General features: G+C 51.7%; 29 protein-coding genes, 1 tRNA gene and 1 pseudogene. 17 read left to right on the plus strand and 14 right to left on the minus strand.

Annotation, left to right across the window (positions count from 1 at the left end):
- Positions 1 to 19 precede the first annotated feature (19 nt).
- Positions 20 to 379 carry a hypothetical protein gene (locus K6L24_RS08695; RefSeq protein ID WP_222682195.1) on the minus strand — a complete coding sequence of 120 codons (360 nt, stop codon included), beginning with the start codon at positions 377 to 379 and terminating at the stop codon, positions 20 to 22.
- 604 nt (positions 380 to 983) lie between these two features.
- Positions 984 to 1874 (minus strand): LysR family transcriptional regulator, encoded by an 891-nt coding sequence (locus K6L24_RS08700; RefSeq protein ID WP_118663873.1) that lies wholly within the window; start codon positions 1872 to 1874, stop codon positions 984 to 986.
- Positions 1875 to 2121: 247 nt separating this feature from the next.
- Between K6L24_RS08700 and K6L24_RS08705 the strand changes: the two genes are divergently transcribed.
- Together K6L24_RS08705 and K6L24_RS08710 are read left to right on the plus strand one after the other, a co-directional pair.
- Positions 2122 to 3150: an alpha/beta hydrolase gene (locus K6L24_RS08705; protein WP_187510183.1), complete on the plus strand. Its 1029-nt coding sequence runs from the start codon at positions 2122 to 2124 to the stop codon at positions 3148 to 3150.
- Positions 3151 to 3199: 49 nt separating this feature from the next.
- Positions 3200 to 3637 (plus strand): cyclophilin-like fold protein, encoded by a 438-nt coding sequence (locus tag K6L24_RS08710; RefSeq protein ID WP_240343585.1) that lies wholly within the window; start codon positions 3200 to 3202, stop codon positions 3635 to 3637.
- Between the two features lie 11 nt (positions 3638 to 3648).
- On the opposite strand, the gene K6L24_RS08715 is transcribed toward K6L24_RS08710, so the two are convergent.
- Positions 3649 to 4203, minus strand: a complete 555-nt coding sequence (locus tag K6L24_RS08715) for a TetR/AcrR family transcriptional regulator (protein ID WP_062742610.1) — start codon at positions 4201 to 4203, stop codon at positions 3649 to 3651.
- Between the two features lie 137 nt (positions 4204 to 4340).
- Here K6L24_RS08715 and K6L24_RS08720 point away from each other — a divergent pair, with 137 nt between their 5' ends.
- The 7 genes from K6L24_RS08720 to K6L24_RS08750 all read left to right on the plus strand — a co-directional run bounded on the left by K6L24_RS08720 (position 4341) and on the right by K6L24_RS08750 (position 10681).
- Positions 4341 to 5432 carry an alkene reductase gene (locus tag K6L24_RS08720; protein WP_222682196.1) on the plus strand — a complete coding sequence of 364 codons (1092 nt, stop codon included), beginning with the start codon at positions 4341 to 4343 and terminating at the stop codon, positions 5430 to 5432.
- Positions 5433 to 5506: 74 nt separating this feature from the next.
- The gene (locus K6L24_RS08725; RefSeq protein WP_222682197.1) at positions 5507 to 6289 is read left to right on the plus strand and encodes an SDR family NAD(P)-dependent oxidoreductase; all 783 of its coding nucleotides are present in this window, start codon (positions 5507 to 5509) and stop codon (positions 6287 to 6289) included.
- Positions 6290 to 6420: 131 nt separating this feature from the next.
- Positions 6421 to 7215, plus strand: coding sequence for an alpha/beta fold hydrolase (locus tag K6L24_RS08730; RefSeq protein ID WP_062742607.1), 795 nt, complete (start codon positions 6421 to 6423; stop codon positions 7213 to 7215).
- A 79-nt stretch (positions 7216 to 7294) separates the two neighbouring features.
- Positions 7295 to 7900, plus strand: a complete 606-nt coding sequence (locus K6L24_RS08735) for a hypothetical protein (protein ID WP_062742606.1) — start codon at positions 7295 to 7297, stop codon at positions 7898 to 7900.
- Positions 7901 to 8041: 141 nt separating this feature from the next.
- On the plus strand, positions 8042 to 8530 hold the full coding sequence (locus tag K6L24_RS08740) for an isochorismatase family protein (protein ID WP_062742605.1): 489 nt from the start codon (positions 8042 to 8044) through the stop codon (positions 8528 to 8530).
- A 280-nt stretch (positions 8531 to 8810) separates the two neighbouring features.
- Positions 8811 to 9590, plus strand: coding sequence for an MBL fold metallo-hydrolase (locus tag K6L24_RS08745; RefSeq protein ID WP_222682198.1), 780 nt, complete (start codon positions 8811 to 8813; stop codon positions 9588 to 9590).
- Positions 9591 to 9706: 116 nt separating this feature from the next.
- Entirely contained in the window at positions 9707 to 10681 is a 975-nt protein-coding gene (locus tag K6L24_RS08750) for a GlxA family transcriptional regulator (protein ID WP_137269273.1), read from the plus strand.
- A gap of 39 nt (positions 10682 to 10720) precedes the next feature.
- Here K6L24_RS08750 and K6L24_RS08755 read toward each other — a convergent pair whose 3' ends face one another.
- The gene (locus K6L24_RS08755) at positions 10721 to 11662 is read right to left on the minus strand and encodes an SDR family oxidoreductase (protein ID WP_062742603.1); all 942 of its coding nucleotides are present in this window, start codon (positions 11660 to 11662) and stop codon (positions 10721 to 10723) included.
- A gap of 173 nt (positions 11663 to 11835) precedes the next feature.
- Here K6L24_RS08755 and K6L24_RS08760 point away from each other — a divergent pair, with 173 nt between their 5' ends.
- From K6L24_RS08760 to K6L24_RS08780, 5 genes are all read left to right on the plus strand, one after another.
- Positions 11836 to 12717 (plus strand): LysR family transcriptional regulator, encoded by an 882-nt coding sequence (locus K6L24_RS08760; RefSeq protein WP_062742602.1) that lies wholly within the window; start codon positions 11836 to 11838, stop codon positions 12715 to 12717.
- 55 nt (positions 12718 to 12772) lie between these two features.
- Positions 12773 to 13255, plus strand: a complete 483-nt coding sequence (locus K6L24_RS08765; RefSeq protein ID WP_222682199.1) for a glutathione peroxidase — start codon at positions 12773 to 12775, stop codon at positions 13253 to 13255.
- 155 nt (positions 13256 to 13410) lie between these two features.
- Positions 13411 to 13869 carry a MarR family winged helix-turn-helix transcriptional regulator gene (locus K6L24_RS08770; RefSeq protein WP_062742600.1) on the plus strand — a complete coding sequence of 153 codons (459 nt, stop codon included), beginning with the start codon at positions 13411 to 13413 and terminating at the stop codon, positions 13867 to 13869.
- On the plus strand, positions 13866 to 14339 hold the full coding sequence (locus K6L24_RS08775) for a hypothetical protein (protein WP_222682200.1): 474 nt from the start codon (positions 13866 to 13868) through the stop codon (positions 14337 to 14339). Before K6L24_RS08770 ends, K6L24_RS08775 begins: the two co-directional genes overlap by 4 nt.
- A gap of 9 nt (positions 14340 to 14348) precedes the next feature.
- Positions 14349 to 15296, plus strand: a complete 948-nt coding sequence (locus K6L24_RS08780; protein WP_222682201.1) for a quinone oxidoreductase family protein — start codon at positions 14349 to 14351, stop codon at positions 15294 to 15296.
- 96 nt (positions 15297 to 15392) lie between these two features.
- Here K6L24_RS08780 and K6L24_RS08785 read toward each other — a convergent pair whose 3' ends face one another.
- Genes K6L24_RS08785 through K6L24_RS08795 form a run of 3 tightly spaced genes read right to left on the minus strand, consistent with a single transcriptional unit; the run spans position 15393 to position 17932 of the window.
- Positions 15393 to 16136 carry an SDR family oxidoreductase gene (locus tag K6L24_RS08785; protein WP_062742598.1) on the minus strand — a complete coding sequence of 248 codons (744 nt, stop codon included), beginning with the start codon at positions 16134 to 16136 and terminating at the stop codon, positions 15393 to 15395.
- 58 nt (positions 16137 to 16194) lie between these two features.
- A complete protein-coding gene (locus K6L24_RS08790; protein ID WP_062742597.1) occupies positions 16195 to 17298 on the minus strand; it encodes an alkene reductase in 1104 nt (367 codons plus the stop codon).
- Positions 17299 to 17350: 52 nt separating this feature from the next.
- Positions 17351 to 17932: a TetR/AcrR family transcriptional regulator gene (locus tag K6L24_RS08795; RefSeq protein ID WP_062742596.1), complete on the minus strand. Its 582-nt coding sequence runs from the start codon at positions 17930 to 17932 to the stop codon at positions 17351 to 17353.
- A gap of 348 nt (positions 17933 to 18280) precedes the next feature.
- On the opposite strand from K6L24_RS08795, the gene K6L24_RS08800 reads away from it, so the two are divergent.
- Positions 18281 to 18667, plus strand: coding sequence for a nuclear transport factor 2 family protein (locus K6L24_RS08800; protein ID WP_062742595.1), 387 nt, complete (start codon positions 18281 to 18283; stop codon positions 18665 to 18667).
- Positions 18668 to 19284: 617 nt separating this feature from the next.
- On the opposite strand, the gene K6L24_RS08805 is transcribed toward K6L24_RS08800, so the two are convergent.
- Genes K6L24_RS08805 through K6L24_RS08830 form a run of 6 tightly spaced genes read right to left on the minus strand, consistent with a single transcriptional unit; the run spans position 19285 to position 24462 of the window.
- The gene (locus K6L24_RS08805) at positions 19285 to 20493 is read right to left on the minus strand and encodes an MFS transporter (protein WP_222682202.1); all 1209 of its coding nucleotides are present in this window, start codon (positions 20491 to 20493) and stop codon (positions 19285 to 19287) included.
- Positions 20486 to 21103 (minus strand): phosphoribosylglycinamide formyltransferase, encoded by a 618-nt coding sequence (gene purN, locus K6L24_RS08810; RefSeq protein WP_222682203.1) that lies wholly within the window; start codon positions 21101 to 21103, stop codon positions 20486 to 20488. Before purN ends, K6L24_RS08805 begins: the two co-directional genes overlap by 8 nt.
- Positions 21100 to 22386, minus strand: a complete 1287-nt coding sequence (locus K6L24_RS08815; RefSeq protein WP_118663887.1) for an amidohydrolase family protein — start codon at positions 22384 to 22386, stop codon at positions 21100 to 21102. The genes purN and K6L24_RS08815 overlap by 4 nt, the downstream gene beginning before the upstream one ends.
- The gene (locus K6L24_RS08820) at positions 22364 to 23053 is read right to left on the minus strand and encodes an HAD family hydrolase (protein ID WP_062742591.1); all 690 of its coding nucleotides are present in this window, start codon (positions 23051 to 23053) and stop codon (positions 22364 to 22366) included. Before K6L24_RS08820 ends, K6L24_RS08815 begins: the two co-directional genes overlap by 23 nt.
- Entirely contained in the window at positions 23031 to 23606 is a 576-nt protein-coding gene (locus K6L24_RS08825) for an inosine/xanthosine triphosphatase (protein WP_118663889.1), read from the minus strand. The genes K6L24_RS08820 and K6L24_RS08825 overlap by 23 nt, the downstream gene beginning before the upstream one ends.
- A complete protein-coding gene (locus K6L24_RS08830) occupies positions 23596 to 24462 on the minus strand; it encodes a thymidylate synthase (protein WP_118663890.1) in 867 nt (288 codons plus the stop codon). The genes K6L24_RS08825 and K6L24_RS08830 overlap by 11 nt, the downstream gene beginning before the upstream one ends.
- Before the next feature lie 636 nt (positions 24463 to 25098).
- On the opposite strand from K6L24_RS08830, the pseudogene K6L24_RS22470 reads away from it, so the two are divergent.
- Together K6L24_RS22470 and K6L24_RS08840 are read left to right on the plus strand one after the other, a co-directional pair.
- Positions 25099 to 25206 (plus strand): annotated as a pseudogene (locus K6L24_RS22470) (helix-turn-helix domain-containing protein); the annotation flags it as partial.
- A gap of 69 nt (positions 25207 to 25275) precedes the next feature.
- Positions 25276 to 25947, plus strand: a complete 672-nt coding sequence (locus K6L24_RS08840; RefSeq protein WP_222682204.1) for a substrate binding domain-containing protein — start codon at positions 25276 to 25278, stop codon at positions 25945 to 25947.
- 257 nt (positions 25948 to 26204) lie between these two features.
- Here K6L24_RS08840 and K6L24_RS08845 read toward each other — a convergent pair.
- Positions 26205 to 26280, minus strand: a tRNA-Asn gene (locus K6L24_RS08845).
- Positions 26281 to 26487: the final 207 nt, after the last annotated feature.

The following is a 26487-nucleotide window of genomic DNA, read 5'->3' on the forward strand; positions in this document are numbered from 1 at the left end:
GTGAGGGCTGAATGCCGGTTCAGGGAGCCCCTCTCCCCGCGGTATTATGATGAACATCATAGTCTACCGGATGCTCCGCTGGACCCTGGCAATCCCTGCCGCCCTCCGGGGGAACCGGCATTTCCACCTTCTCCGCCGGCTCCGCCCGCGGCGTTATCAGATGCGCCGCCATTACCCCCGTTCCCGCCATTACCTCCGTTCCCGCCATTACCTCCGTTCCCGCCATTACCTCCGTTCCCGCCATTACCTCCGTTCCCGCCATTACCTCCGTTCCCGCCATTACCTCCGTTCCCGCCATTACCCCCGTCTCCGCCATTGCCGCCATTACCCCCGTTACCCCCTTGCAAACAGCCGTTGATGGCTGAGCCATCTTGGCCATTCTGCCCATTCTGCCCATTCTGCCCATTTTCCCCATTCTGGCCCTGAAGGCTGTCGCAGCCCGATGGTTGCGAGGTCACAGAGAGGGTTGGCCGTGCTGGAGTCGCTGTCGCTGTCATTACACAGGACAATAAAAGGGTGCTCAACGCCAGTGTGAGTTTTTGATGTGGCATTTTCCGTCCTCTGACAGGTATCGATAAAGTAAGCCCGGTGGCTGACTGTAAAACCGTTGATTCCATTTAAGAGAAGCGCAGTGAAATATCAAAATGGCTTAATGTAAGTGACTGTGAAGGGCGGTAATATTTTATTTTTTCGTAAAAAATGCACCCTGAGGAAAACGTATTAAAACGATAATACGACGTTACGTAATAATACGTTAGCCAGTGAAAAAGGAGTCTGAGAGTCAGTGCCATTGTTACCGGTTGATACGTATTACAGCATGATGACACAGTAAGACGAAAACAGTTTGTCAGGTGCCTGATATCAGGATGCTGGCCCTGGGTAAAAAGATTTCAGCGTATCGTTTGGCTACGCCACCCGGCCATCGTGCGATGACCGGTTTCAGTTTTTAACCTTTGCGCTTTTGCCTTTCGATACGGCAGGCGTTAACGTTGTCCCCTTAAGGCATCGAGCACCAGCGAAAAGGCCGGAGAAGGCTGCTTACGGCTGGGGTAATAGAGGTAATAACCGGGAAAGGGCTGACACCAGGGCTGTAAAATACGTATCAGGCGACCCTCTGCAATATGCGCACCAAACTCTTCCTCCGGTAAGAAAGCAATGCCCAGGCCTGCCAGCGCCGCATCAATAATATGCTCAGAGGTGTTGAAGGTGAGCTGACCGCGCACGCGCACGTTCAAATCGCCGTCCTCCTGATCGAAATCCCAGACATAAAGTCCCCCCGATTTGACCATGCGCTGGTTAATACACTGGTGCTGCGTGAGATCATGCGGGGTTTGCGGTATCGGATAACGGGCAAAATAATCCGGTGAGGCCACGGCCGCCATACGTAGTTCCGGGCCAATCGGCAGGGCGATCATATCTTTATCAATGGTATTACCAAGGCGAACGCCGGCATCAAACCGGTCGGCGACGATATCGCGGAAGCCGTGGTTAGCATCAAACTCGATATGAATATCCGGGTATTCATGCAGCAGTGGCGTCAGTCTGGGAAGCAGCGTCGTGCGCAACACATCAGGCCCGCAGGTAATGCGCACCGTACCCGCCGGCTTATCGCGCAGCTCGGTGAGCATATCCAGTTCAGACTCAATTTCATCAAGGCGGTGCCCGACGGCCTGCAGCAGGCGCTCACCGGCGGCGGTGGGCGAGACGCTGCGGGTGGTACGTGTGAGCAGACGGATTTGCATCCGCGCTTCCAGTGCGGAGATCGCCTGACTGAGTGCCGGCTGAGTAACACCCAGCTTTGCCGCTGCCCGGGTGAAGCTGCCTTCACGCGCTACGGCGGTGAAGTAGAGGAGGTCATTAAGGTTGCGTTTCATCCACCGGAGCCTTTAATTAATAAGCAGGGGTGATAAGCCCATTAAGTATTCATTAGCTAGTTACCCTACACCCGTCGTGTAAAATTTTCAGCAAGAGATGACCTCGCGCGAAGGATACCTTCTCTTCTCACCCTCAACGCCTGTTTTAATGATGTTATTCCGTGGAATAGCGTCCGGCCCCGGCTGGTCTGTCATCGTCTGGCAGGGGACTGACAGGCAAAACATTCCTTACCTGAAGGTACACACGATGAAGCGATTTTTTTTGGCGCTGGGCATGATCCTCAGCTCGGCAGTGGCAACGGCCGCCGATCTGTCCCACGGGGCGGATAACTTTTACACCAGTGATAAGGTCACCCGGCAGAAAGTGACGTTTAAAAATCAGTATCAGATGAATGTGGTCGGTAACCTGTTTGTCCCAAGAGGACAGGGGCAGAATGACAGACGTCCGGCGATTGTAGTCGGGCATCCGATGGGGGCGGTGAAAGAGCAAAGCGCCAGTCTGTACGCACAAAAGCTGGCGGAGCAGGGGTTTGTCACCCTGGCGATTGACCTCTCATTCTGGGGCGAGAGCGACGGTAAACCGGGCCACCTTATTTCACCGGAAATCTATTCCGATGATTTCAGCGCCGCCGTGGACTACCTGAGCACCCGGACCTTTGTTGATCCGGATAACATAGGTGTGCTGGGGATTTGCGGCAGCGGCAGCTTTGTCATCAGCGCGGCAAAAATTGATCCGCGTATGAAGGCGATCGCCACGGTCAGCATGTACGATATGGGCTCGGTATTCCGTCAGGGTCTGAAGCATTCTCAAACTGCAGCACAGCGTCAGGCCGTGATTGCCTCGGCCACAGAACAGCGCTTTGCCGAGTTTACAGGCGGAGAGACGGTCTATATTCCCGGCACGGTGAATAAGCTTGATGAGGCGACGCCTGCCATCCAGCGCGAGTTCTTCGATTTCTACCGCACGGCACGCGGGGGCTTCACGCCGGAGGGACAGCAGGAGGCGCTGACGACAAAACCGATGTTAAGCAGCGTCGGCAAATTTATGAATTTCTATCCGTTTAATGATATTGAGACGATCTCGCCCCGTCCGATGCTGTTTATCACTGGCGATCGCGCCCATTCGAAAGAGTTCAGCGAAGATGCCTGGCAACGCGCCGGCCAGCCGAAAGAGCTGTATATCGTTCCGGGCGCAGGTCATGTGGATTTATACGACCGCACGGATCTGATCCCCTTCGCTAAACTGACCGCGTTCTTTAACGATCATCTGAAATAATCGGGTTGGCCGCATCCTCCCGGATGCGGTCTGCCTCACCGGGGGGGACATGACATATTGGGGACTGTTAATCGGTTACCTGCTGGCAGCCAGTGCGACTGGCGTGCCGGCCAGCGCCACGCCTTACGCGGAAAAAGGAACCACCATGAAAGTGAATATGAAGGTTAATCAACAGGTTTACCGCATTGAACTGAGCGACACACCGGCGGCACGGGCCTTTGCGCAGACGCTGCCGGTGACGCTGAAAATGGACGATCTGAACAGGAATGAAAAATTCGCCGAACTGGCACAGGCGCTGCCAACCCGCGAGGCGCGGGCCGGGACGATCCACGCCGGGGATATTATGCTTTACGGTACGCAGACCCTCGTCGTCTTTTACCAGACCTTCTCCTCAGACTACCGCTATACCCCGCTGGGGAAGATCGTGGCACCCGACGGGCTGGAAGCGGGGCTGGGTGAGGGGACGGCAGAAGTGACCTTTGACTGAGCGCCCCCCGCTCACTCTGGTTCCTGAGCCAGCAGGCGGGCCTGACACACGGCCAGGATCTCATCGGCCAGCGGGGAATCATCCGGGCAGGCGCGGGACAGCACCATGGCCCCGACCAGTTGGGCAAGGGTGGCGATTGTCCCGGCACGCGTGGCGTTTTCCGCCCCATTTTCACCGGTTAACTGCGCCAGCTGATGTTCAAGTCCGGCGGCAAAGCTGGCCTTAATGGGTGCGGACTGGCGGGCCGTATCGCTACTGAGGGCCGACATGACACAGCCTTTCCCCATCCCGTCGCGATGTTGCCGTGACAGGTAGTATTTAACGAAAGTTTCCCGGTCTGATCCCGCCACGCTTTCCGCGGAACGTGAGAAGCCGCAGCGCATGGCTTCCGCCATCAGATCGGCTTTTGACCCAAAGTGTTTGTAAAAACCGCCGTGGGTCAGTCCTGCTGCCGACATCAGCTCTGCCACGCCCACGCCATCGAAGCCCCGCTCCCGGAACAGTTCAGAGGCGGTTTCAACTATGCGTCGCCGGTTTTCGCGAACCTGGTCTTTCGACACCTTCATCGTTTCACATCCTTTCTCAAAAAAGCATCCTGCCATTATACATTGATGATGGTCGTAATCAAAAAGTTTGACATTTTAGATGATGATCATCATCATTGCGTTCAGACCCTCACTCACCCTTTGTCCCGGAGAGCATCATGAGCCACCAACCGATTTTTCAGCCTTATCCTCTTGGGCCTGTCACGCTGACGAACCATATTGTGATGGCACCCTTAACCCGTAACCGCGCCGGTAAGGGCCTGGTACCTTCTGAGCTGGCCGCGACGTATTACGCCCAGCGGGCCACGGCAGGGCTGCTGATCACCGAAGCCACGCAGATTTCGGCCCAGGCGCAGGGCTACCAGGATACCCCCGGTATCTACACGCCAGCGCAGATTGCCGGGTGGCGTAAGGTCACTGACGCGGTTCATGCCGCGGGCGGGCATATCTTCGTGCAGCTCTGGCACGTGGGGCGCATCTCGCACGTTGACTTACAACCAGGGGGCGCGGCACCCGTCGCGCCTTCAGCCCTGCGAGCGGAAACCAAAACCTTTGTTAACAACGGCTTCTATGACGTGTCTGAACCCCGCGCGCTGGAACAGGACGAGATTCAGCAGATCGTGGAAGATTTCCGCACCGCGTCTGCCAGCGCCATGGCCGCCGGGTTTGATGGCGTGGAGATCCACGGGGCCAATGGCTACCTGCTGGAGCAGTTCCTTAAAGACGGGGCCAATCAGCGTACGGATGAGTATGGCGGTTCAGTGGAAACCCGGGCCCGCCTGCTGTTAGAGGTCGCCGCCGCCGTGAGTCAGGAGATCGGTGCCGGACGTACCGGCGTGAGGATTTCACCCGTTTCTCCGGCGAATGCGATTTCCTGCAGCGATCCGCAGCCGCAGTACAACTATCTCGCCGAAAAGCTTGATGCCCTCGGTATCGTTTACCTGCACGTGGTGGAGGGCGCGACGGGTGGGCCACGCGATAACGCTCCCTTTGATTACGCCGCACTTCGCCAGCGTTTTACCCGGACCTTTATTAGTAACAACGGCTATGACCTGGCGCTGGCTGCTGCTCACCTGGCAGAAGGCAAGGCCGACCTGTTCGCCTTCGGACGTCCGTTTATTGCTAACCCGGATCTGGTGGCCAGGCTGAAGTCCGGCGCGCCGCTGGCAGCGCTTAACCCGGCAACCCTGTACGGCGGAGGGGCTGAAGGTTATACCGACTATCCCGCCCTGAACGACGGTGGCCGTTAAGCCCCGATCCTGTTTCGCCGTTCTCCCCTGACCGGGAGCGGCCTTGTTTCCTCCTTTAACCAGAGAATAAAACCATGACACAGTCCTCAGTTCTTATTACCGGCGCATCCACGGGTATCGGTGCGGTTTACGCAGAACGCTTTGCCCGCCGTGGCCATGACCTTGTGCTGGTGGCCCGCGATCAGGCTAAGCTGGAACAGCTTGCCGCGCGCCTGCGCCAGGAAACCGGCGTATCGGTTGACGTACTGCCGGCGGATCTGACCCGGGCGGATGACCTGGCCAGCGTTGAAGCCCGCCTGCGTGACGACGCGCGGATAGGGACGTTGATCAATAACGCCGGCGTTGCCCAGTCAGGTGCATTCAGCGAACAGACGGCGGCGTCTGTTGACTCGCTTATTGCTCTGAATATCACTGCGCTGACGCGACTGTCCGCCGCAGTGACGCCGCGTTTTCTGCAGGCAGGTGAGGGCGCCATCGTTAACATCAGTTCCGTGGTTGGCCTGGCCCCGGAGTTTTTGATGTCAGTATATGGGGCCACCAAGGCGTTTGTTCTGTTCCTGTCCCAGGGGATGAGCCTGGAACTGGCACCGAAAGGGATTTATGTGCAGGCCGTACTGCCTGCCGGAACCTATACTGAGATTTGGGCGCGCGCCGGGATTGATATCAGCAATGCGCCTGCCATGATGGAGGTCGGTGAAATGGTGGATGCCGCGCTGGCGGGCTTTGACCGCCGTGAGCTGGTGACCATCCCCCCGCTGCACAACGCGGCCCGCTGGGACACGCTGGACGGTGCAAGACAGGCCCTGCTCTCCGATATCAAACAGGATGAAGCAGCGGCGCGCTATAAAACGCGATAATCAGGGTAAAACAAGGGGAATGTTGTCGATGAAGGCCTGCACCCGGGCTTTCATAATATTACAAGTAAAGTCTTGTTTTATTGCCATGCGATCGGATAACGTAGAGGTTCTCTGATCAACAGGACGATGACATGCCTCTTTTACATACGGCACAGGGCGATATTGACTATCAGGACAGGGGGGCGGGCGAGGTCACGCTGTTCCTTATGCCGGGCTGGTGCCAGCCGAAAACCGTCTTCGACGCTTTTGCAGGACAGGCGGCTGCTTACTATCGAGTGGTCACTCTCGACTGGCGGGGTCACGGAAAATCATCGACAGACGGTGAGGATTTTGATGGCGCTGCATTAGTATCAGATGCTCTGACACTGATTGAATATCTGGGCCTTACGCAACTGATACCGGTATCCGTTGCCCATGCCAGCTGGGTTGCCGTTGATCTGGCAGAGCGTTTGCCAGAACGTATCCCTGCGGTGGTCTTTCTGGACTGGATTATGAATTCGCCCGAGCCGATGTTTTTTACCTCGATCGATGCGATGCAGCATGAAGATCGCTGGCAGGCCGCCCGCGATGAGCTGTGTCAATGCTGGCTGGCTAACAGCGACTCTCCGACCATGATCCATCATCTGCAAACCGAGATGGCCCAATCCAGCTATCAGCTCTGGCGACTGGCAGGGCAGACCATCACCGGTGTCTATCGTCAGTACGGCTCGCCGCTGCAGCGCCTCGATATGCTCCCTCACCCCCCTCAGACGCTGCATCTCTATTCTCTCGACAGAAATGACGAATACCTGGCTTTGCAGCAGCGGTTCGCGAAGACGCATGATTTTTTTCAGGTTAAACGACTGAAACAGGCCAGAACGCACCTGGCCGTGCTTGAAAGCCCGGAGACGGTACTGACGGAGATCCTGCTCTTCCTTCAGCGCTGATACACCGGCGGTTTAAGTTCGTTAACAATAAATGGTAGGGTGAACTTCGGCACACAGAGATTAACTTTCGGGGAAGGGCATGACCAATATCGCAACCATTAGAGAACTGGCGGGCAAAAGAGGTTACCGGGATAATCCTGTTTATCGTCAGGCGATGATCAACATGCGGTTGGATGCCTTCACCGATGAGGATGTGCAGTATCTGCAGGCGCTTTATCAGGCATCGAAAGACGCGTTCAGCCGCAACCAGATTATATGCGCTTTCGCTTTAACCCCGCCGGATCGGAACCTGAAGACATTTTTGCTGGCCGCTTTCAAAAAGGAGCGCATGGTTGATATGCGCCTCGCCGCCCTGCGCGGCTTCGCCCATTATGCCACGGAGGAGGAGGTGTCGCCGCTGATGGATAAGCTGACAGAGGTCATCAGGAAACTTCCGCAGCAGGCACGTTATCCCTATCAGGAATATGAACTGTTACGGTCGCCCTTTGGGCTGCCTTATCTGGTTGAAAAATATGGCTACCCCTGCTTTACACGGGCCTCTGAGCAACTGCATACCCAGTATCAGGCGCTGCCGGCATTATGCAAAGGCTTCTTCACGCTGGATGCGCAGGGAAGGCATATTGCCCTGCTTCCCCCGGAGGAGACGAAAGCCAGGCTGGCTCAGTTGTTAAGTCAGTCGGTGTGAACGCCAGGCGGGGATGTCTGCCGTTAATGCAGAATGACCCGTTTCCATTGATTATTGGCTTCATGGCACCTTTCTGCGGCGTCAGTGAACGGGTAATGTTAACGCCACGCTGTGACTCTTCCCGAAACCAGGAACCGAAAAATGAAAAATGCCCTGATTGTTATCGATATTCAAAACGATTATTTCCCCGGCGGCGCTTTTCCGCTTGAGGGCGCTGACACCGCCTGTCAGGCTGCGGTGAGCGCGATTGAAAAAGCCCGTGGCGAGGGCTGGCTGATCGTGGCTATCCAGCATATCGCCACTGCGGATGCGCCATTCTTCAAACCAGACAGTGAAGGGGCGAACATCCATCCGTCGATTGTGGCGGCGCTGGGTGATGCGCCTGTGGTGGTAAAGAAAGAGGCAGACAGCTTTTACCAGACCCGCCTTGAGTCGCTGTTACGCGACAGTGGCATCACCGATCTTTATCTTACCGGTATGATGACGCAGCACTGTGTTACGCATACCGCGCTGTCACCGCAGGGGCAGGGGATGAACGTCCATATTATCGCGGCAGGCTGTGCGGCACCTTCGAAAGCGTTAAGCGACCTTGCCCTGTCCGGACTGGCTGTTCGTTGCCGTATTCAGTAATCCACAGCGATCGCGCCCCATCTGAACAGGAGGGCGGTGTTACCCGCTAACACCGCCCTTTTTATTGATTATCCTCCCTCTGCCCCTTTCTTCGTCCCTGTGCGTGGTCACCGCCATTTTCTGCAGGGTGATTGACCCGATTTCATCGACTAATGACCTGTGAGTCTGTCACGTCGCTTCTCCGTCTCATCCTATAGTAGGACCACTGGCCGCTACCCTGTACAGACACCACTGACAGGGCTGATGGGCCGAAAAATCTGACGAATGAAGGGAACAGGTTATGAAACTCACACAAATCCGTAATGCCACGCTGGTGCTGGAGTATGCCGGTAAAAAATTTCTTATTGACCCGATGCTGGCAGAAAAAGAAGCCTGGGAGGGGTTTGTCGGTAATGCCCGCCCGCACCTGCGTAATCCGATGGTGGCGCTGCCGGTACCCGTCGAAGAATTACTGGCGGTGGATGCCGTTATCCTGACGCATACGCATACCGATCACTGGGATGAAGCGGCACAGCAGGCGGTTCCCAAAGATATGCTGATCTACACCCAGGACGAGCACGACGCGGCGCTGGTCCGTTCTCAGGGCTTCGTTAACATCCGCGTTATGCAGGATGAAAATTCATTCGCTGACGGGCTGACTATCTACAAAACGGACGGTCAGCATGGCAGTAACGAGCTCTACGCCGATGCGCGGATGGGGGAATTACTGGGGGATGCCTGTGGGCTGGTGTTCACCCACCACCATGAAAAAACGCTCTATATCGCCGGGGATACCGTCTGGGTGAAGCCTTATGCAAAAAACCTGCAGCGTTTCCAGCCGGAGATTGTGGTGTTAAACATCGGCTATGCCGTTAACGACCTTTACGGCCCGATTATCATGGGCAAAGAGGACACGCTGCGCACGCTGAAAATGCTGCCAACGGCCACGCTCATTGCTTCACATATGGAATCGGTTAACCACTGCCTGTTGACCCGTGCCGAGCTGCGGGAATACACCCTGGAGCACGGCATCGGGGATAAGGTTCTGATCCCCGCTGACGGTGAGACGCTGGTTTTCTGATAAGCTGCATCCCCTGACGGCGGGGAACCGATCAGACCGGTTGCCCCTCCGTTATCCCCGGGCCGGCGTGTGTCAGCGGCCTTTCGGTGGTGATGATTTACAGTGAGGTTAACGTTATGTCTGCACTGACGGTCGCCGTGATGGCCACGGCCGGATTCAGTCCGTTTCACTTTTCCGTCCCCTGTATTATTTTTGGCCAGTCCATGCCGCAGCCGGATCTGTTTCGCGTGGCGATCTGCGCTGAAAAACCGGGTGTGGTCCTGTCTGATATCGGGCTGTCCATCAACGTGGAACAGGGTCTGGCGTTGCTTGACCAGGCGGACATTATTATTATTCCCTACTGGAATAACCCGGACGAAAGGCCCTCGCAGGCATTGCTGGAGGCGTTGAGAAAGGCCTGGCAACGGGGCGCTGAGGTGGTCGGTCTGTGTTTAGGGACCTATGTTCTGGCCTATGCCGGTCTGCTTGATGGTCATCGTGCGGCAACACACTGGGAATTCGAAAAGGACTTTACTGAACGATTTCCTGCCGTCCATCTGGACAGTAATTCGCTGTATACCAGCGATGAACGCCTGATCACTTCCGCCGGGACCGCCGCCGGTATTGACTGCTGCCTGAATATCATTCGCGATCATTACGGCTCGGCGGTGGCTAACCGGGTGGCAAGGAGGATGGTCGTTCCCCCATACCGTGAAGGCGGACAGGCGCAGTTTATTGAGCGCCCGGTGCCGGTGTCGACGCGGGACAGCAAAATCAACGAACTGATTGAGTACCTGCGCCGCAATCTGGATAAGCCGCACGATCTCGACTCTCTGGCCGGATTTGTCAGTATGAGCAGACGCACGCTGACGCGTCATTTTTCCCGCGCCACCGGCACGACGCCGGGAGAATGGCTGAATGCGGAGCGCCTGCAACGGAGCCAGGAATTACTGGAAACCACGAACAGGAGCATTGAAAGTGTCTCGGCGCTGTCGGGTTTTCAGTCTCCCATCTCGTTTCGCCAGAGTTTTAAAGCGAAGTTTAGCGTCAGCCCCAGCGAGTGGCGACGGGCCTTTCGCGGCCCCGAGCCTGTTGACCGTGAAAGCCTGTGACCACATCGCCTCATCACGGCAATGCCTGCCCTCTGCGACTCAGGGAATAAGCTGCTGCTGACGCGCCCATCGCGTAATCGCCTCGCGCGCTGTCGGAGCGGCTCCGAAGAACGCCTCCTGCCTGGATATGTCAGAGACATAGCGCCCCGTTCTGAAGAACAGGAACATCTGGATCAGGTCATACCCGAGTTCGGAAAACAGCCTGACAGGCCGGGCGGCCATCCGAAGCGTCCACCAGGGAATGATCTGCATCTTCAGCGGTTTGTTAATAACATCAGCGATGATAGCGGCCAGCTCCTGCTGGCTCTTCGGGCCATCACGCCAGCCGACATCGATCGTCAGGTTGACGATGTCGCTGCCCGGACAGGTCGCGGCCTTCGCCAGACAGGAGGCAAGATCATCCGTCAGCACGTAGGACCAGCTTGTGGTCTTATCGCCAACCCCCTGGAATTTCCCGGCTTTCACGGCCCTGGCAATATAGTCCGGGCTCTGGTCGAGAAATGAGGGCGCTCGCACAATCACGTATGGCACACCGGACTGTTTGATCAGATCTTCCGCCACTTTCTTGGCGTGGAAATGAGGCACTGCGGATGCAGCTTCGCAGCTCACGATGCTGAGAAAAACCAGTCTGCTGACTTTTGCCCGTGCCGCGGCCTCAATGAGGTTTTTGTTGCCCTGAAAATCGGTATCAAGGCTGCCCTTCATGTAACTGTTTGCCGAGCTGACCACGACGTCAACATCCTGCAATGCCCGGTCCAGCGAAGCCGGATCCATCATATCGCCGCGAACCCATTCGATGTTGGCATCCCCGCCTGCGGGGGGGCCTTTTCGCGACAGGGCAACGACGGCCGCGCTTTTCTCAGCCGCGAGGTGGTGCAGCACCTTTGCACCGAGGAAGCCTGTTGCACCTACGACCAGAATTTTATTTCTCAGCGGGGCGATGGTATCCGCAGCAGCCGCACGTTGAGGCGATTGAACCATTATGTAATATCCTTTGTCGGCCGATTAGAGTGTGGCTTCCCCCATGCACCGGTATGAATCCTGAATTCATTTAGGGATTCCATGGCTTGAAAGCGCCATCTACTATTCATCATTCCGCTTGAGGGATAAATACTCTCTATTTGAAATCACTATTCCATTTATGGAGCAATCACATGGATCCGCTGAATGACATGGCGCTGTTTGTGGAGGTCGCGAGGGCCAGGAGTTTTCGTAAGGCAGCGGAAGCCGTGGGTATGCCTAACTCCACCCTGTCACGGCGTATCAGTGAATTGGAAAAGGCCATTGGTTTGAGACTCCTGCATCGCACCACGCGCAAGCTTGAACTGACCGAGGCGGGACAGCTTTACTATGCGCGAAGCAAACCTATCGTCGACGAGGCCCGGCTGGTGCATGAGCAGCTGGGCGAGATGCTTGAACAGCCGGGCGGGGTTCTGCGGGTTTCGCTGCCTGTCGATTTCGCCACGCTTTATCTCACACCGCTCATCGTTGATTTCGCCGCACAGTATCCCGGCATCAGGTTTGAATTCGACCTGACTCCACGCCGTGTCGACCTGGTGACCGAACCGTACGATGTCGCGATCCGCATGGGCGAACTGACAGACTCGGGGCTGATCGCTCGCCTGATCGGGCGGCACTCGCGCTATCTTTATGCGTCTCCCGGCTATATCAGAGCGTCTGGCGCGCCTGCCACACCGGCGGATCTGGCCGCGCATGAATGCCTCTGCATGACGAAGGTTCCGACCTGGAAAGTGCAGCAAAGAAGTAGCAGGGCAGAGGTGGAGGTGGACGTTCGTGGCAGGTTTACGCTCAACAGCGTCGGGATGATCCGTAATCTCGCCCTGAAACATCAGGGTATTGCACTGCTTCCCGGGAAGATTGTCGCGGAGGATCTGGCTTCCGGCCAACTGATGCGTGTGCTTCCTGAGTGGGAAGGGACAGCCGTCAGCATTTATGCCGTCACCGAAACGCGACTGACGCCTGCCAGGACTCAGCGCTTTATTGAATTCTTGTCTTCCAGACTGATGGAAGCCTGAAAATGGGTGACAGGCTATTCGTTCAACTTAGTAAATCTGCTCTGAGGATCCCGACATGATCACCTTTCATCAATTTGCTGCCACCAGTCTGGATGGTCAGCTTATCTCTCTGGCTGACTATGCTGGCAAGCTGGTTCTGGTGGTGAATACCGCCAGCCATTGTGGTTTCACACCACAATACGCAGGTCTGGAAGCGCTCTACAACAAGTACGCTGCCCAGGGGCTTGTGGTGCTAGGTTTTCCCTGCAACCAGTTTGGTAAGCAGGAACCCGGCGGCACCGACGCAATCGCCCAGACCTGTCATATAAACTATGGGGTGAGCTTTCCGATGTTTGAGAAAGTAGAGGTCAACGGCGCCGCGGCGCACCCGGTGTTTCGTTATCTTAAGAACGCATTGCCCGGCGTGCTGGGTGGACGGATCAAGTGGAACTTCACTAAGTTTCTGATGGGACGTGACGGCAAACCACTCAGGCGATTTGCACCGTTCACCACGCCAGAGAAAATGGAAGCCGTCATTCTTGCTGCACTTGAACGGTAAGTTTTCCTGTAACCAGCACCGTACCCGTATGGTTAACGTCCTGTTGCCACTGCGGGTTCAACGGGCCGATGTCACCTCTCTGCTGCGGATCCTGGATATAATATATTGACAACAAGTTACCGATATGAAAACTTGTTGTCATGGAAGGGGGTTCTATGGCACACACTAAAGCTGACCAACTGACTCAGGTCATTCTCAATGTTTTCCGGCTTAATGGCGTCCTGACGGAGTGGGGTGACAGGTTTGTTCTGCCTGCGGGGCTGACCAGTACCCGCTGGCGGATGCTTGGTGCGGTGGTTCTGGCACAACGGCCCGTCACCGCGCCTCACATTGCATTAACGATGGGGGTAACCCGTCAGGGGGCACAGAAGCAGCTGAATCTGCTGGTTGAGTCCGGCCTGATGAAAACGCAGGCTAATCCCATGCATAAACGATCGCCTCTTTATGCCCTGACGGCGCAAGGCCAGTCGGTTTATGACACCGTTAATGTACGCTGGCAGCATCAGGCAACAGAAATGGCGGCCGGATTCGGCACGGCTGAGTTGGAAACGGCATTCCATGTGCTGAAGAAACTGTCAGACATTCACGAAAAATCTCTGGTGGAGCACAAATGATGAAGCGTCAGATCCATGCTACTGCGTCGGTGCTTGCAGCCTTTTTTCTGGCCACGTTCTGGACTTCGACGCTGGTCACCGAACTGTTCCTGTCGGCCGCTGCGGTGACAGAAGTGAAACAGCTCATCGCCTACGCCCTGATGGTGTTCGTACCTCTGATGGGGATCACTGCGGGAACCGGGTTTTCTATGGGAGGGAAGGGGCGCCATCCGCTTTTGGTTTCCAAACGCCGCCGGATGCCATTCATCGGTATTAACGGGCTGTTGATTCTTGTGCCTTCAGCCCTGTTTTTGGCACTGCGTGCAAAAGCGGGTCTGTTAGACGACGTCTTTTACAGCGTCCAGGCGCTTGAGCTCATCGCTGGCGCAGTAAATCTGACCTTGATCGGATTAAACATACGCGATGGTTTTAAGCTCAGCGGCCTTCGCCACACGGGTCAAACGCTTCCTCAGCGTAAATCGATCACCTAAGGAGTCCCTGTGCGTGCTGCCGTTGTTTCACGTTTTGATGTTCCCCCCTCGTATGGCGACTTTCCTGAACCGGTAGCCGGTGAAGGTGAAAGGGTGCTGCGCGTGCTGGCCGCCCCGCTGAGTCCTGTTGTGAAAAGCCTCGCCGCCGGGAGACACTATTCGGGCACCCGTGACGTAAATTTCGTGCCGGGTATTGACGGTGTGGGGATGAGTCCGGACGGCAAACGGGTCTACTTTCTGTTTCCCAAACCCCCGTTTGGCTCAATGGCCGCGCAGGTCCTGGTGTCGGCTGATTTAACCGTGCCGGTACCGGCGGGTGTCGGTGATGCACGGGCAGCTGCGGTGGTGACGGCGGGGCTTTCCTCCTGGGTCGCACTGACGCAGAGGGCAAAATTTATACGCGGTGAATCGGTACTCATCAATGGTGCTACCGGATCTGCAGGCGGACTGGCCGTGCAGATAGCAGTCTGGCTTGGTGCGGGCAGGATCATCGCCACCGGACGCAACCGGGAGAAGCTGGCACAGTTGCCGCCGGATGTTGAAAAAATCATGCTGGATGATTCTGCAGACGAGGCGCTGAAGCAGGCTTTTTCAGGGCAGGTTAACGTTGTTCTGGATTATCTCTGGGGAGAGCCGGCAAGCCGGATTATCAGACAGGCCACGGCGGATCGCGGTTCACGGCTTGGAGAGCCACGCCTGCGGTTCGTGCAGCTGGGTTCTGTTGCCGGGGAAACCATTAGCGTCTCTGCCGCGTCGCTCCGTAGCTCAGGTCTTGAAATTTTGGGCAGCGGCATCGGCAGTCTTTCCGTTCATGAGCTGATAGCCGGTGCAGGTCAGCTGCTGGCTGCGATCCCGGAAGGGGGCTTTGATACGCCGGTAACAACCTGCGCACTCTCAGATGTCAGTCAGATTTGGAATGAGGATACGGGGGAGGAGAGGGTAGTGCTGATCCCCTGACGTTTCAGGGCAGGAAAGAGCTATGTTTGTTCTGCAAACGAGCCGGTGATAAATCGTTAAAACCCGATGGCAGCCTCTCAGACTGCCATCGCTTTATTACCAGTTCTGTCGGGTGGGTGAAATAATCAGGTCATTGACCGTCACGTTTTGCGGCTGATTTAGCGCATACACCACAGCACTGGCCACATCCTGCGGGCTGATAGCAATTTTAGTCAGTTCCTGAGCGATCTTGCGGCCTTCAGGATCGCTTACCTTATCCGCCCAGCCCGTATTAATGACACCCGGGCTGATGGTGTTCACGCGAATACCTTTATTCACGCCTAAATCTTTGCGCATCGACTCGGTCATCGCATGCACAAAAAACTTGGTCGCGCTGTAAACGCCCGCGCCTGCATCCACCTGATGGCCCGCCACGGACGCCATATTCAGGATTTGTCCGTCTTTTTTCTCCAGCATTCCGGGAAGCACGGCCGCAATGGCGTTCAGATAACCCTTAATGTTGACGTCCACCATTTTATTCCAGTCTTCCCACACTACATCGCTCCAGCTGGAGAAAAGCATCAGGCCGGCATTGTTGATCAGGATATCGACCGAACCGAAGGTCTCAGTGGTGTATTTTGCCAGCGCTTGTGTGTCTTCCAGACGAGTTACGTCGGTCACCAGGCCAACTGCCTCACCGCCTTCTGCTTTGATGCTCTTCACTAACCTGTCGAGGCCGTCCTGATCCAGCGCCGCCGCCACGATATTCACGCCGTGCCGTGCAAGTTCCAGAGCGGTTGCTGCGCCAATGCCCGATGACGCGCCGGTAATAACAGCCGTTTTTTCCTGCAGGTGATTCATTTTATTGTCCTTCTTTATCAGGTACAGGAGGCGGGGGGAACCCCGCCCGTGTGATATATCAGTAATGGCCTTCCGGCCAGTCGGTGTAGCCTTTCGCCCCGCCGCCGTAATACGCCTCTTTCGGCGCAATCGTCAGTCCGGCACCGTAACGCAGACGTTTCACCAGGTCCGGGTTGGAGATAAACAGGCGACCAAAGGCAACGGCATCAATAATCCCGGCGTTCCGGCGGCTGATGGCCATCTCAAGGTCATAGTTGTTGTTGCCGATAAACGGCCCGTCGAACTGCGCGCTTAGCGCATCCATATCCACACCGGCAGGCACGTCGCGGGAAGTGGCCGTCGCCCCCTCAACAAAGTGCAGGTACGCCAGGTTAAACCGGTTCAGTTGCTGAATGAGGTAACCGTACATCGCCATGACGTTGCTGTCCGGCGGGGTATTACCGGCATCCGGGGTCACCGGCGAGAGGCGAATGCCCACTCTGTCATTGCCCCAGATGCCGACGATGGCTTCTGTCACTTCAATCGTGAGGCGGGCCCGGTTTTCAATTGAGCCGCCATAGGCGTCAGTGCGGTGATTGGTGGAGTCACGCAGGAACTGATCGAGCAGATAGCTGTTTGCTGAGTGCACTTCCACGCCATCAAAGCCGGCACGCAGGGCGTTTTCTGCCGCACGTTTGTACTGCGCAATGATGCCGGGGATTTCCTCTGTTTCGAGCGCACGCGGGGTGGAAACCGGCACGAAACCGTTGACGGTATAGGTCTGTCCCTCGGCTTTGATTGCGGAAGGTGCCACCGGGCGTTCTCCGTTGGGCTGCAGCTCAACGCTTGAAAAACGGCCCACGTGCCAGAGCTGGCAGACGATTTTTCCGCCCTCAGCGTGGACGGCGTCAGTGACTTTTTTCCAGCCAGTCACCTGCTCTTCGCTCCAGATCCCCGGGGTAGCCGCATAGCCGCGGCCCTGCGCTGAGATGTTGGTGGCTTCTGAAATAATCAGGCCCGCACCGGCGCGCTGTGCGTAATAGGTGGCATGCAGTTCATCAGGCACGCCGTCCTCACCGTAACGGCTGCGGGTCACCGGGGCCATCACAATGCGGTTAGCCAGCTGAAGCGTCCCCATCGTAACAGGGGAAAATAAATCGGTACGGATACTGTTGTCAGTCATAAACACTCCAAAATAGTTGACCGGTCGTCTAGTAATAAGATAAAAAAAACGGCTACCCGAGCAGCCGCAGAGTGGCGTTCAGCGCTTTGCCAAATGCCTTATCAGGATCATGAATTTTTGCCATCAGGGAGGCGCCCAGCCAGAGTTGATAGAGTTCTTCAGCAAGCTCCCCGGCATCCGCAACCGCCGGAAGAGAGCGGTCTTGCTGACCCTCACGGATACACTGAGCAATTTTCTGCACGATATCCTGTGTCCCTTTTGCCAGCACGTATCGCATGCTGTCGTACTGATCGCAGACTTCTGCGCCCAGCTTGACGACGAGGCATTTACTTTCAGGCAGGTCTGCGCCCTGGGTCGTTTTCCAGAAAGTGAAGTAGCGCAGCAAGCGCTCACGGGCTGGCCCGCTGCCATTTAGCTGAATGTCTACCTCACTCAGATAGTGGCTGAAATAGTGCTCCAGCAGCGCTTCGGCAAACTCTTCTTTAGACTTAAAGTAATAATAAAACGAGCCTTTAGGGATGCCGGCGGCCTGCACAATCTCAGCAATCCCGACGGCGCTGTAACCTTTGTGCGTAATAATTGCCCTTGCTACATCAATAATGTGCTGGCGTATGTCTGTCGTGTGTTTTTTCATAGTCCGGGTACTCTAGTGAAAAACTGACCGGTCGTCTATTTTTTTGAGTGACATTTCGTGCGTTCAGGTTTTGCGCAATGGGGGCCGCCTGATAGTGTCCTGTCGACACGGTCGAAGCTGCGCGGTCTCTCTTCACGTTCTTCAGGATTGCGTGGCATTCGCGATTTTCATGCGCGGGTTCAATGATTGTCTTGACGGATTACATAGTGATCACTATACAATGGTGGCATTACTTAGTGAGTACTACGTAATTAGGCGGGTAATGACGAACCTTTTCTCTTCGTCTTTATCTTCAGGCTGTAGCGGGCATCTGAACGGATACCCGATTTACGATAACGGAGACAAAAAATGAGCGACACAACCTACGTGCAGGACTATAACGCCATCGTGAACGTGCTTAATCAGTACAACGAAGGCGGTAAGCAGGCGAAGAGTGAACTGATGAAGCCCGCTTTCAGCGATAAAGCGACTATTTTCGGTGTTGACGGGGACGGCAATCTCAGCGGAGGCCCGATTCAGGGACTGTTTGACACCATCGACACCGCCTTCCGTCCTTCACCGGAGGCTAAAGCGGCCATTGTACGTGTGGATATCGTAGGTACCGCTGCCAGTGCCCGCATCGACACTGATGACATTTCAGGCTTTCGCTTCACTGACTTTTTCAATCTTCTGAAGGTGAACGGTCGCTGGATCGTGGTCAGTAAGATTTACCATACCCACGTCATGCCCGAATAACGGCCCGGCCCGCGAGCTGATGCAGCGTGCATTTTTTTCATGCTGCAAAAGAGCAAAGAGGGCCCAGTAAAATATCAAATCGGTACCCACTGTCGTTGACCGTCTGTCAGGGCAACGGCTGAGAGCGGGTGACGCGTGTCATTATCCTCACATGAGGGCACAACATCGCGTCATCCTGCCTCTGCGTCTAAGGGAATAAGCTGCTGATGACGCATCCATCGCGTGATTTAGTGTGCGCAAAGCAAACCTGTCGTCGATGAGACCCGGCTGGTGCTGAGTAGCTGGGCGAGATGCCTGAACAGCCGGGCGGGGTGCTGCGGGGTTCACTGTCTGTCGATTTCGCGATCCGCATAGGCGAACTGGCAGACTGATGGAAGCCTGAAATGGGTGACAGGATATTTTAGCCGCCGCACGGTACAGCAATGATCACCCTCAACGAGCAGTCACAGGATTGACCGCAATAACGCTTCCTCTGGTCATTTAACCGTCCAGAAAACAGAATTATATCAAATCAACTTTATGCGTAGATCGCCTTGAGTCAATGCAGTCGAGGCCTTACGCTCGGGTCAATCATCCTGCAGACCCGCGTCATGCTGAACTGAGCAATCCCTCTGTTTTCAGTTAAGAGAGGCCTTTTCACGCATAAGTTTGGGATCGCCGTTGGATATTTGCTTGTAAGCTAATATCGATGAAATAGAAGCTAACAAACAGCATAAAAATGCAAAGATGAAAACGGCGGGATATCCAAATAGCGAAACGATCCCACCCCCTGCCAGACCTGCAACCAATAGTCCTATATCAAAGCAAGACTCATAGGTACTCAGCGCCAGACCAATATTCTCATCTGGCATACTTTTTAATGCCGGAAGGGCAAGCAAAGGATAAATCATTGAAAGACCGAATCCTGTCAGGAACGAGCCCATCATGGCTACGTACGGATGAGACGAAAAAGCAATTAATAGCAATCCGCTGGCTTCAATAGCTATTGAAAATAGTGTTAATTTTAAACCTGAGCTATCCGCTTTCCAACCCAGCGTCAGCCTTGAAACAACATATCCCACGCCAAATAAGGACAAGGCTAAAGCTGCCTGTCCTCCCCAGTTATTCTGATTAAAATACAGGACCAGAAACGTCGTAATAGTGGCATAACCTATATTAGCCAGTGAAAAGCCCGACCCTGCTTTCCATATTCTGTGGATCGCATAGGAAAGTTTCGCTTTGTTTTTTTCTGGATGAATAGCAACAGGTTTAACGATAGCTACCAGCAAAAAACCCAGCGCAGGGAGAGCAGCCATAGCAGTAGCAGAGATGATAATTCCGGAATGATAATATGACCATGTTCCCGCGTAATTACCTAACGCTAAACCCAGGAACATGGCAATTCCCACCCAGGACATAATTTTCCCGGCATGCTCTCGGCCGACGAGTCCAATAGGCCATGTACCACTGCAAGTAAAAATCAAACTCTCGCCAATGCCCATTAACACTCGCGAAAAGATAATGACGGAGTATGCCACTATAGCGGAGTCGATAAAACTGAAAGAAAATAAACAAAAGAGTCCCGCGAGCAAAGTGAGTGACAGTCCCAATACCATACCTTTTTGTGGGCCATGATTGTCAGAATATCTTCCTGCGGCTGCTCGTGAAAATAAGGTGGACAATGATTCAGCGGCGACAACAAGCCCAACATAAAAAGCTGAATAGCCCAGGGATTCGCTAATATACAAAGGTAATGTCGCTAAGGATAACCCAAGCGTTGTTATGGCGATAAAAAGGATGCTCGCAACGCAGCTTGCAGCAAAAATATTATTTTTTATCTTATACATAGATATCCTCCTCATAAATGACCTTATCACCGTCAAGCGTTATTCGCCCTTCAATAAATGCACGAACTGCACGATAGATCATCTTTTTCTCTGCCAGTAAAATAGCTTCTTTCAGCGCGTTTTCAGTCATGCCGTTTGCGATCCTTACGGGTTCCTGATCTATAATAGGCCCTGCATCAACCTCATCATTTATGAAGTGCAATGTTGCCCCTGAAATTTTCACACCTTGGGTAATTGCCCTTAATTGAGCTTTATCCCCAGGGAACGCAGGGAGTATTGACGGATGTGTATTCATTGTTTTATGGCCGAACAGGTGAACAAAGCTGGATGAGAAAATCCGCCTGAACCCGCCTAAGATGACCAAATCAACTTTAATTTCATTTAGATAGGTGGCTATTTTTTTCTCAAAAGAGTCTCTGTCCTCATAGTCCTGATGATTTACTTTTATGACTGAAATCCCGGAAAAAGCAGGGTTTTTGCCGGCTTCAAAATCACGGTTATTGGTCAGAACAAGGCTCAACTGTGCAGGTTCGCAAGCATCGGCAACAGCATCTTGCACTGCTGTTATTAAGGTGCCACGACCTGAAAATAAGAAAGCAACTTTTTTCATACGTTAATCATCTCTCTCATGGCAGAATACTGACTATCATTATCAAGTAATGTTGAATCTAAGAGTTTTTTACCATCGATAATGGTTTTTCCATTAATCATAACCTTGCAGGGTGATTCCTGATTTAACATTTTCAATATTGATACAGGGGTATTTATATATCCTGAATCTATTGATTTCTTATCATAGAATATTAGGTCAGCTTTAAATCCCCTTTCTATCCTACCGGTTTGAGAGAGCCCTAACGAATGTGCGCCACCTTCGGTAAGTGATTTTAAAATATAAGTAGCGCTGACCTTTTTAGCAAAGTTGTTGTCGCCATGATGATAAAGGGACATAAGCGCATCAAAAGTTATATCATTGACTGGATTCACCATTGCGGCATCAGTCCCTAATCCAACCGTCATTGATGAGAGATCTTTCAATGGTAGTGTTCCTGCACCAACAAAACTATTGCTGACGGGGCAATGAATGATATTACAACCACCAAGGAGGAGTAAGTTTTTATCCTTTTCTGATAAATGGCAGCTATGAATAAGCGTCGTGTGATTATCTAATATGTTGAGTTTCGCCAGTCGTTCTATACCACTCATGCCATATACTTTATGATGTGAGATGACTTGATGCTCACCTTCATGCATGTGAACAAAAAATTTAGTATTAAATTGTTTGGCGATATGATGTAATTTTATCAACAGATCATTATCAGCAGATAATTCAGATGCCGTCGCCGGGCAAACAACAATAAGATTTGATTTGTATTTTTCCTCTATCTCAAAAAAATGATGAATAACCTCATCACTACTTTTACTTTCAGGACTTTGACCACTACCTATCCATTGGTTATTCTGACAGTAGTTGACGACGGCACGCACCCCAATTTTTTGAGCAGCCCGGACATCACTCTCAATTCTGCTGGTGAATAAACCAAATGTTGTCACCCCTTTTTGTAAGGCTGACATCATTGACTTCAGCGATGCGACATATTGCCCCTCTGCATCTTCAAGACTGTTATTTTTGTGCACGGAGTCAAGCACAACATCAATCGGTGAACAGTCCAGCATGCCACCATATATCTCTTTACTTGGATGGAGATGGGCATTAATCATTCCAGGTAAAACGATGAAATCACAGGATGGTATGATTATTTCATCATTTTTTTCTGCAATTTCATTATCGAGTTCAGTGATATAACCCGCAGAGACTCGCATATCACCTTTGACTAGACGCATAGAATTGGAATCAAGATAGGTGATGTTTTTAAATAAAATATTTTGATCCATTTTTTAACTCCATCAATTCTTTATATATTACCTGGAATGACGCTTCCCCATCATACTTTAAGGTATTTATTCCCAGTTTCTGACAGGGAAGAACATCATTCATTAAACTATCTCCCACCATGATGGCGTGTTCCGGCTTAAGCTGAAAGTCTTCAAGTATCCTCCCGAAAAAATCAGTGTTCGGCTTACAGTTTGGATGTGCATCACCAAAATAGAATCTATCAAAAAATGGTGATATTTTATTTTTTTCAAGTTTTTTTAGCTGAATTTCTTTCATTCCATTGCTGCAAATGATTAAATGAAAATCAGAATGAAGTTGTTGTAATAGAGAAATCCAGTCATGTGTTAAATGACAATTAGATATGTAATTTTCCCAAAAGATCTCTTTAAAGGCTATCTTATGATGCCTCCTGATTTCAAACCAATCAAATACATAATCAAACCTTTTTTTCATTATATCGGCTATCGCTATCTTGCCGATTTCAAATTGAGACCATAGCGTATGGTTACGCTTCTCGTAGCCATTAAGGAATATGCTAAAATCATATTCCTCATCGATATAATTAAGCTGAACTAATTGTTGCTTTAACGCAGACATCGCTTCCCTGGCCCCGGTGCGGTGATCCAGAAGAGTGTCATCAATGTCAAAAATTATCAGCTTGACCATATTGCTCCCCTCTTTGTACAACAAGAGAACCAAATGCGCATTTCAGTGCAGTCTCAAACTCTTGAACTCGTGTATAAAGACCGCGAGTCAGTACCCCGTTCGTGCCCATCTTTTTCAAATCATCATCACTGTATTGTGGATATAAATCCAGAACCAGGTCTGACAGTTTTACGCTTTTTAAGAGTTTCGAGGTAATATCAGAAGGAAGCATCACTTTCCCGCTGCAGCCATAATGATATTTGTTTGCCGCTGTCTCTTTTATAACGGCCCATCCATAAACAAAAGCACCAAATTTACTTTTATTAACAAGGCCTTCAAGGGCTATGATATAATCAGCATGTATTGAGGATATTTCTTTTTCTAACTTTTCAATGCGGTTATGGCATCCTTTTATTGCTTCATCATCATCTTCAGGTGTTTCACTTATCCCCGATGTGACATTGTAATGATATAGACTGAAATTCGGGAAGAGCTCAGTGCAGACTTTCCTTACAGAAGAAATCTTTGCTTCATTTTCAGAACTGAGTAATATCGTTACACATTTATTGCGCATGCTGATAGATCCATTGAAGAAGATAAGTATTTTTACTTCCGTTTAGAATGTCGGCTAATGTTTCTCGTGCTGACTCAATAGTCGGCATCTCGCTGTGCCTGTCAGACAGGGTGCTTTCAGCCACGATGTTAGCTTTAGATAACGATTTGTCATAAATTTGCGTAAAAGTCGTTTTCATAACCGTATTGCCTAACATGAGGTTTGGAATGCCACTTTCAGTCAAATCTTTCCACATTAATTCATGCAGGAAGGAAAAGAACCCCATGTCATAAGGAAGCCCTGTAATCACATCAGTGCTTCTTGACATAACCTCGCAAAATAGATGATTGTCTTTGATATAAAATTGTATCCCTACCGTACACGGAAAATCTTTAGTCTCAGATTTATGATAATTTTGGTTTATATTGATTATCGCTCTTCTCGAATCATTGTTGTTTATTAATACAGTTTTAACCCAGTTATACTGGTTGCCATAATTTTCAACCGGTTCATAGAAAACGTAATATCCATAATTTGAATTTACATTCCCATCTTCATCAGTGAGCGTCATCCAGAATTTTGATGCTTTTGCCAGTCCTTCCTCAGCCTTTAATTTTCCGCTAAAATAGGCTAGCAACTCTCTGGTGAGATACTTTACTGCCCCATCCCTAAGATGATGTAAGCGATTTCGTGGGTTCTTCAGAACATAGTTTACGCCATATGCCTGAAGTGCGCTCCCAGCCCTGGAAGAGATTTTTTCTCCAGTCGTAAGAATGTGATACACACCATTTTTAACTAACTCATCGACCGAGTTTCCAATAATTGTAGAAAATTCATCGGTCAACGTCATTTTATGTTCTTCAATAAAAGAAGTCATACTATCTCCTTATATGAAAGTTTTAACAAAGAGTCATGGGTATGGTTATGACAATGAATAATGCGCTTAAGAAAAGTTAAGCCCTTTATCTGCATCATCTATATTAACGATTGTTCAATTCTTATTAAAATACTGTATAATCCTTTTCCAACTTTGGTTCTCCCAGGTGAGAATTTCACTGTTGGCACGCTCTTTCACTTGTTGAGAAAATACCCGGCTAACAAACAGAGAAATGGATCATGGGAACCCCTATCTGGAACAGACATGTTTTTATCAATGACCATGTTAAATAATTTAAGATGACAGTATTTATCACTTCAACGTGATGAAACAGGTGCAGTGAATACCTTATTTCCTGTTATGCTCGCAATAATTGCATTAACATAATAATTTTTTATGTTGTTGGAAATTCATTTCTGTGAATATGAATTACATTTTTTGCATATTCAAATCAATACTCCTCTCATTAATCAATTTAAGTTGAAGAATAAATTCAACGTAATGATTTGTAAATCCCTCTTTTGAAACTTATACTAAAGACAAAATGTCTTTAATGCGCGTAAGGTGGTCTATGGAAAGCCTTAAAGGGATGACTGCGTTTGTTGCTGCTGCTGAACTTCTCAGTTATCCCAGTGCGGGACGGTCCTGGGGGTCTCTTCCTCTGCCATTGCCAAAAGCATAGCCAGGCTTGAGAATGAATTAGGGGTCAGACTTTTTCACAGAACAACCCGGAGTATTGGGCTGACAGAAGAAGGGGCGGTCTTTTACGACCGTTGCAAGCATATTCTTGATGATATATACGACGCACAAGCCATGATTTCGTCTACCAGGTCGCGCCCTAAAGGTAGACTTCGTGTAAGCGTACCACAGATTTTCGGCCACAGTCTGCTGATGCCATTGTTGCCTGGCTTCCTTAAAGAGTATCCAGAAATCGAACTTGATATCGATTTCGAGGACCGTGTTATTGATATCATTGGCGAAGGAATAGATGTTGCTGTCAGAAGTGGCGAGCTCAGAGATACACGATTGATTGGTCATCGGCTTGGAGAACAGCATTTTGTTGTTTGTGGTTCTCCTGATTATTTAAAAAAACAGGGCTGCCCGCAAACGCCCAGCGACCTCCTCAGACATAGTTGTATCCATTTTAAATATCCCTCAAATGGTCTTCTTGCCCAATGGTCGTTTTCATCGCCGGATACAAACCTGAATCTCCCCCGTAATCTTATCTTTAACAATACGGATGCTGGACTGCGTGCTGCGATTGATGGCCTGGGTCTTGCTCATTTGCCTGTATATGTATCTGAACCCGCGATTAAAAAAAAGTTACTCCAACCCATACTTACCGAATTCATGGTACCACTTGGTTCATTATCTCTTATCTGGCCATCTAACCGACATCTGTCCCCTAAAGTCCGGGCTTTTGTCGATTTCGTCATTGATGCCGTGCGTTCCAATCCGTCAATTTTAGAGCCAAAATGGCTTTAACACATACCAGGCGCTGTATCTTCGCCACACAGCAGCGGGTGGTCTTTGGGGGTGTTCACAGATACCGGGTGGTCACGCCCTAATCGAACTGAAAGACATCAAATCAGACCACCCATTTTGCCCGATGCAGAGGCAATAAAAATGCATCCGGACGATTATTCAGGCTGGCTCGGTGAATCTGAATTGAATAAAGATTCGCCTGGACGCATGAAAACAAAAAGCCCGCTCAGGTTTCCCTGAGCGGGCTTCTCTAAATATGGCTCCTCTGACTGGACTCGAACCAGTGACATACGGATTAACAGTCCGCCGTTCTACCGACTGAACTACAGAGGAATCGTTTGAACGAGGCGCATAGTAATCATCGCGGCAGGGGGTGTCAACGCGAAATATCATCGCAGGCACTCAACTGTCGATGTTTGCACCAATATGCTGATTTCCTCAACATTTTTTCCGTTTTTACGCGGGTTAACCCTGGCCGGTATTGTGCGGTAAACACCGGAAGGGTGGCATAACCCGCCCAGGCGATGCCGTACTTGTGCA

Origin of the sequence: Erwinia persicina, from assembly GCF_019844095.1 — a bacterium.
GTDB classification, from domain to species: Bacteria; Pseudomonadota; Gammaproteobacteria; order Enterobacterales; family Enterobacteriaceae; genus Erwinia; species Erwinia persicina.

Excerpts from the sequence above, each read along its gene's own strand:
- K6L24_RS08760 (WP_062742602.1), top strand. The coding sequence starts at position 11,836 with ATGGATCCGCTGAATGACATGGCGCTGTTTGTGGAGGTCGCGAGGGCC.
- K6L24_RS08745 (WP_222682198.1), top strand. The coding sequence starts at position 8,811 with ATGAAACTCACACAAATCCGTAATGCCACGCTGGTGCTGGAGTATGCC.
- K6L24_RS08715 (WP_062742610.1), bottom strand. The coding sequence starts at position 4,203 with ATGAAGGTGTCGAAAGACCAGGTTCGCGAAAACCGGCGACGCATAGTT.
- K6L24_RS08750 (WP_137269273.1), top strand. The coding sequence starts at position 9,707 with ATGTCTGCACTGACGGTCGCCGTGATGGCCACGGCCGGATTCAGTCCG.
- K6L24_RS08770 (WP_062742600.1), top strand. The coding sequence starts at position 13,411 with ATGGCACACACTAAAGCTGACCAACTGACTCAGGTCATTCTCAATGTT.
- purN (WP_222682203.1), bottom strand. The coding sequence starts at position 21,103 with ATGAAAAAAGTTGCTTTCTTATTTTCAGGTCGTGGCACCTTAATAACA.
- K6L24_RS08705 (WP_187510183.1), top strand. The coding sequence starts at position 2,122 with ATGAAGCGATTTTTTTTGGCGCTGGGCATGATCCTCAGCTCGGCAGTG.
- K6L24_RS08755 (WP_062742603.1), bottom strand. The coding sequence starts at position 11,662 with ATGGTTCAATCGCCTCAACGTGCGGCTGCTGCGGATACCATCGCCCCG.
- K6L24_RS08815 (WP_118663887.1), bottom strand. The coding sequence starts at position 22,386 with ATGGATCAAAATATTTTATTTAAAAACATCACCTATCTTGATTCCAAT.
- K6L24_RS08820 (WP_062742591.1), bottom strand. The coding sequence starts at position 23,053 with ATGGTCAAGCTGATAATTTTTGACATTGATGACACTCTTCTGGATCAC.
- K6L24_RS08730 (WP_062742607.1), top strand. The coding sequence starts at position 6,421 with ATGCCTCTTTTACATACGGCACAGGGCGATATTGACTATCAGGACAGG.
- K6L24_RS08765 (WP_222682199.1), top strand. The coding sequence starts at position 12,773 with ATGATCACCTTTCATCAATTTGCTGCCACCAGTCTGGATGGTCAGCTT.
- K6L24_RS08785 (WP_062742598.1), bottom strand. The coding sequence starts at position 16,136 with ATGAATCACCTGCAGGAAAAAACGGCTGTTATTACCGGCGCGTCATCG.
- K6L24_RS08800 (WP_062742595.1), top strand. The coding sequence starts at position 18,281 with ATGAGCGACACAACCTACGTGCAGGACTATAACGCCATCGTGAACGTG.
- K6L24_RS08830 (WP_118663890.1), bottom strand. The coding sequence starts at position 24,462 with ATGACTTCTTTTATTGAAGAACATAAAATGACGTTGACCGATGAATTT.
- K6L24_RS08695 (WP_222682195.1), bottom strand. The coding sequence starts at position 379 with ATGGCCAAGATGGCTCAGCCATCAACGGCTGTTTGCAAGGGGGTAACG.
- K6L24_RS08710 (WP_240343585.1), top strand. The coding sequence starts at position 3,200 with ATGACATATTGGGGACTGTTAATCGGTTACCTGCTGGCAGCCAGTGCG.
- K6L24_RS08735 (WP_062742606.1), top strand. The coding sequence starts at position 7,295 with ATGACCAATATCGCAACCATTAGAGAACTGGCGGGCAAAAGAGGTTAC.
- K6L24_RS08790 (WP_062742597.1), bottom strand. The coding sequence starts at position 17,298 with ATGACTGACAACAGTATCCGTACCGATTTATTTTCCCCTGTTACGATG.
- K6L24_RS08740 (WP_062742605.1), top strand. The coding sequence starts at position 8,042 with ATGAAAAATGCCCTGATTGTTATCGATATTCAAAACGATTATTTCCCC.
- K6L24_RS08725 (WP_222682197.1), top strand. The coding sequence starts at position 5,507 with ATGACACAGTCCTCAGTTCTTATTACCGGCGCATCCACGGGTATCGGT.
- K6L24_RS08720 (WP_222682196.1), top strand. The coding sequence starts at position 4,341 with ATGAGCCACCAACCGATTTTTCAGCCTTATCCTCTTGGGCCTGTCACG.
- K6L24_RS08840 (WP_222682204.1), top strand. The coding sequence starts at position 25,276 with ATGATTTCGTCTACCAGGTCGCGCCCTAAAGGTAGACTTCGTGTAAGC.
- K6L24_RS08795 (WP_062742596.1), bottom strand. The coding sequence starts at position 17,932 with ATGAAAAAACACACGACAGACATACGCCAGCACATTATTGATGTAGCA.
- K6L24_RS08700 (WP_118663873.1), bottom strand. The coding sequence starts at position 1,874 with ATGAAACGCAACCTTAATGACCTCCTCTACTTCACCGCCGTAGCGCGT.
- K6L24_RS08825 (WP_118663889.1), bottom strand. The coding sequence starts at position 23,606 with ATGCGCAATAAATGTGTAACGATATTACTCAGTTCTGAAAATGAAGCA.
- K6L24_RS08775 (WP_222682200.1), top strand. The coding sequence starts at position 13,866 with ATGATGAAGCGTCAGATCCATGCTACTGCGTCGGTGCTTGCAGCCTTT.
- K6L24_RS08805 (WP_222682202.1), bottom strand. The coding sequence starts at position 20,493 with ATGTATAAGATAAAAAATAATATTTTTGCTGCAAGCTGCGTTGCGAGC.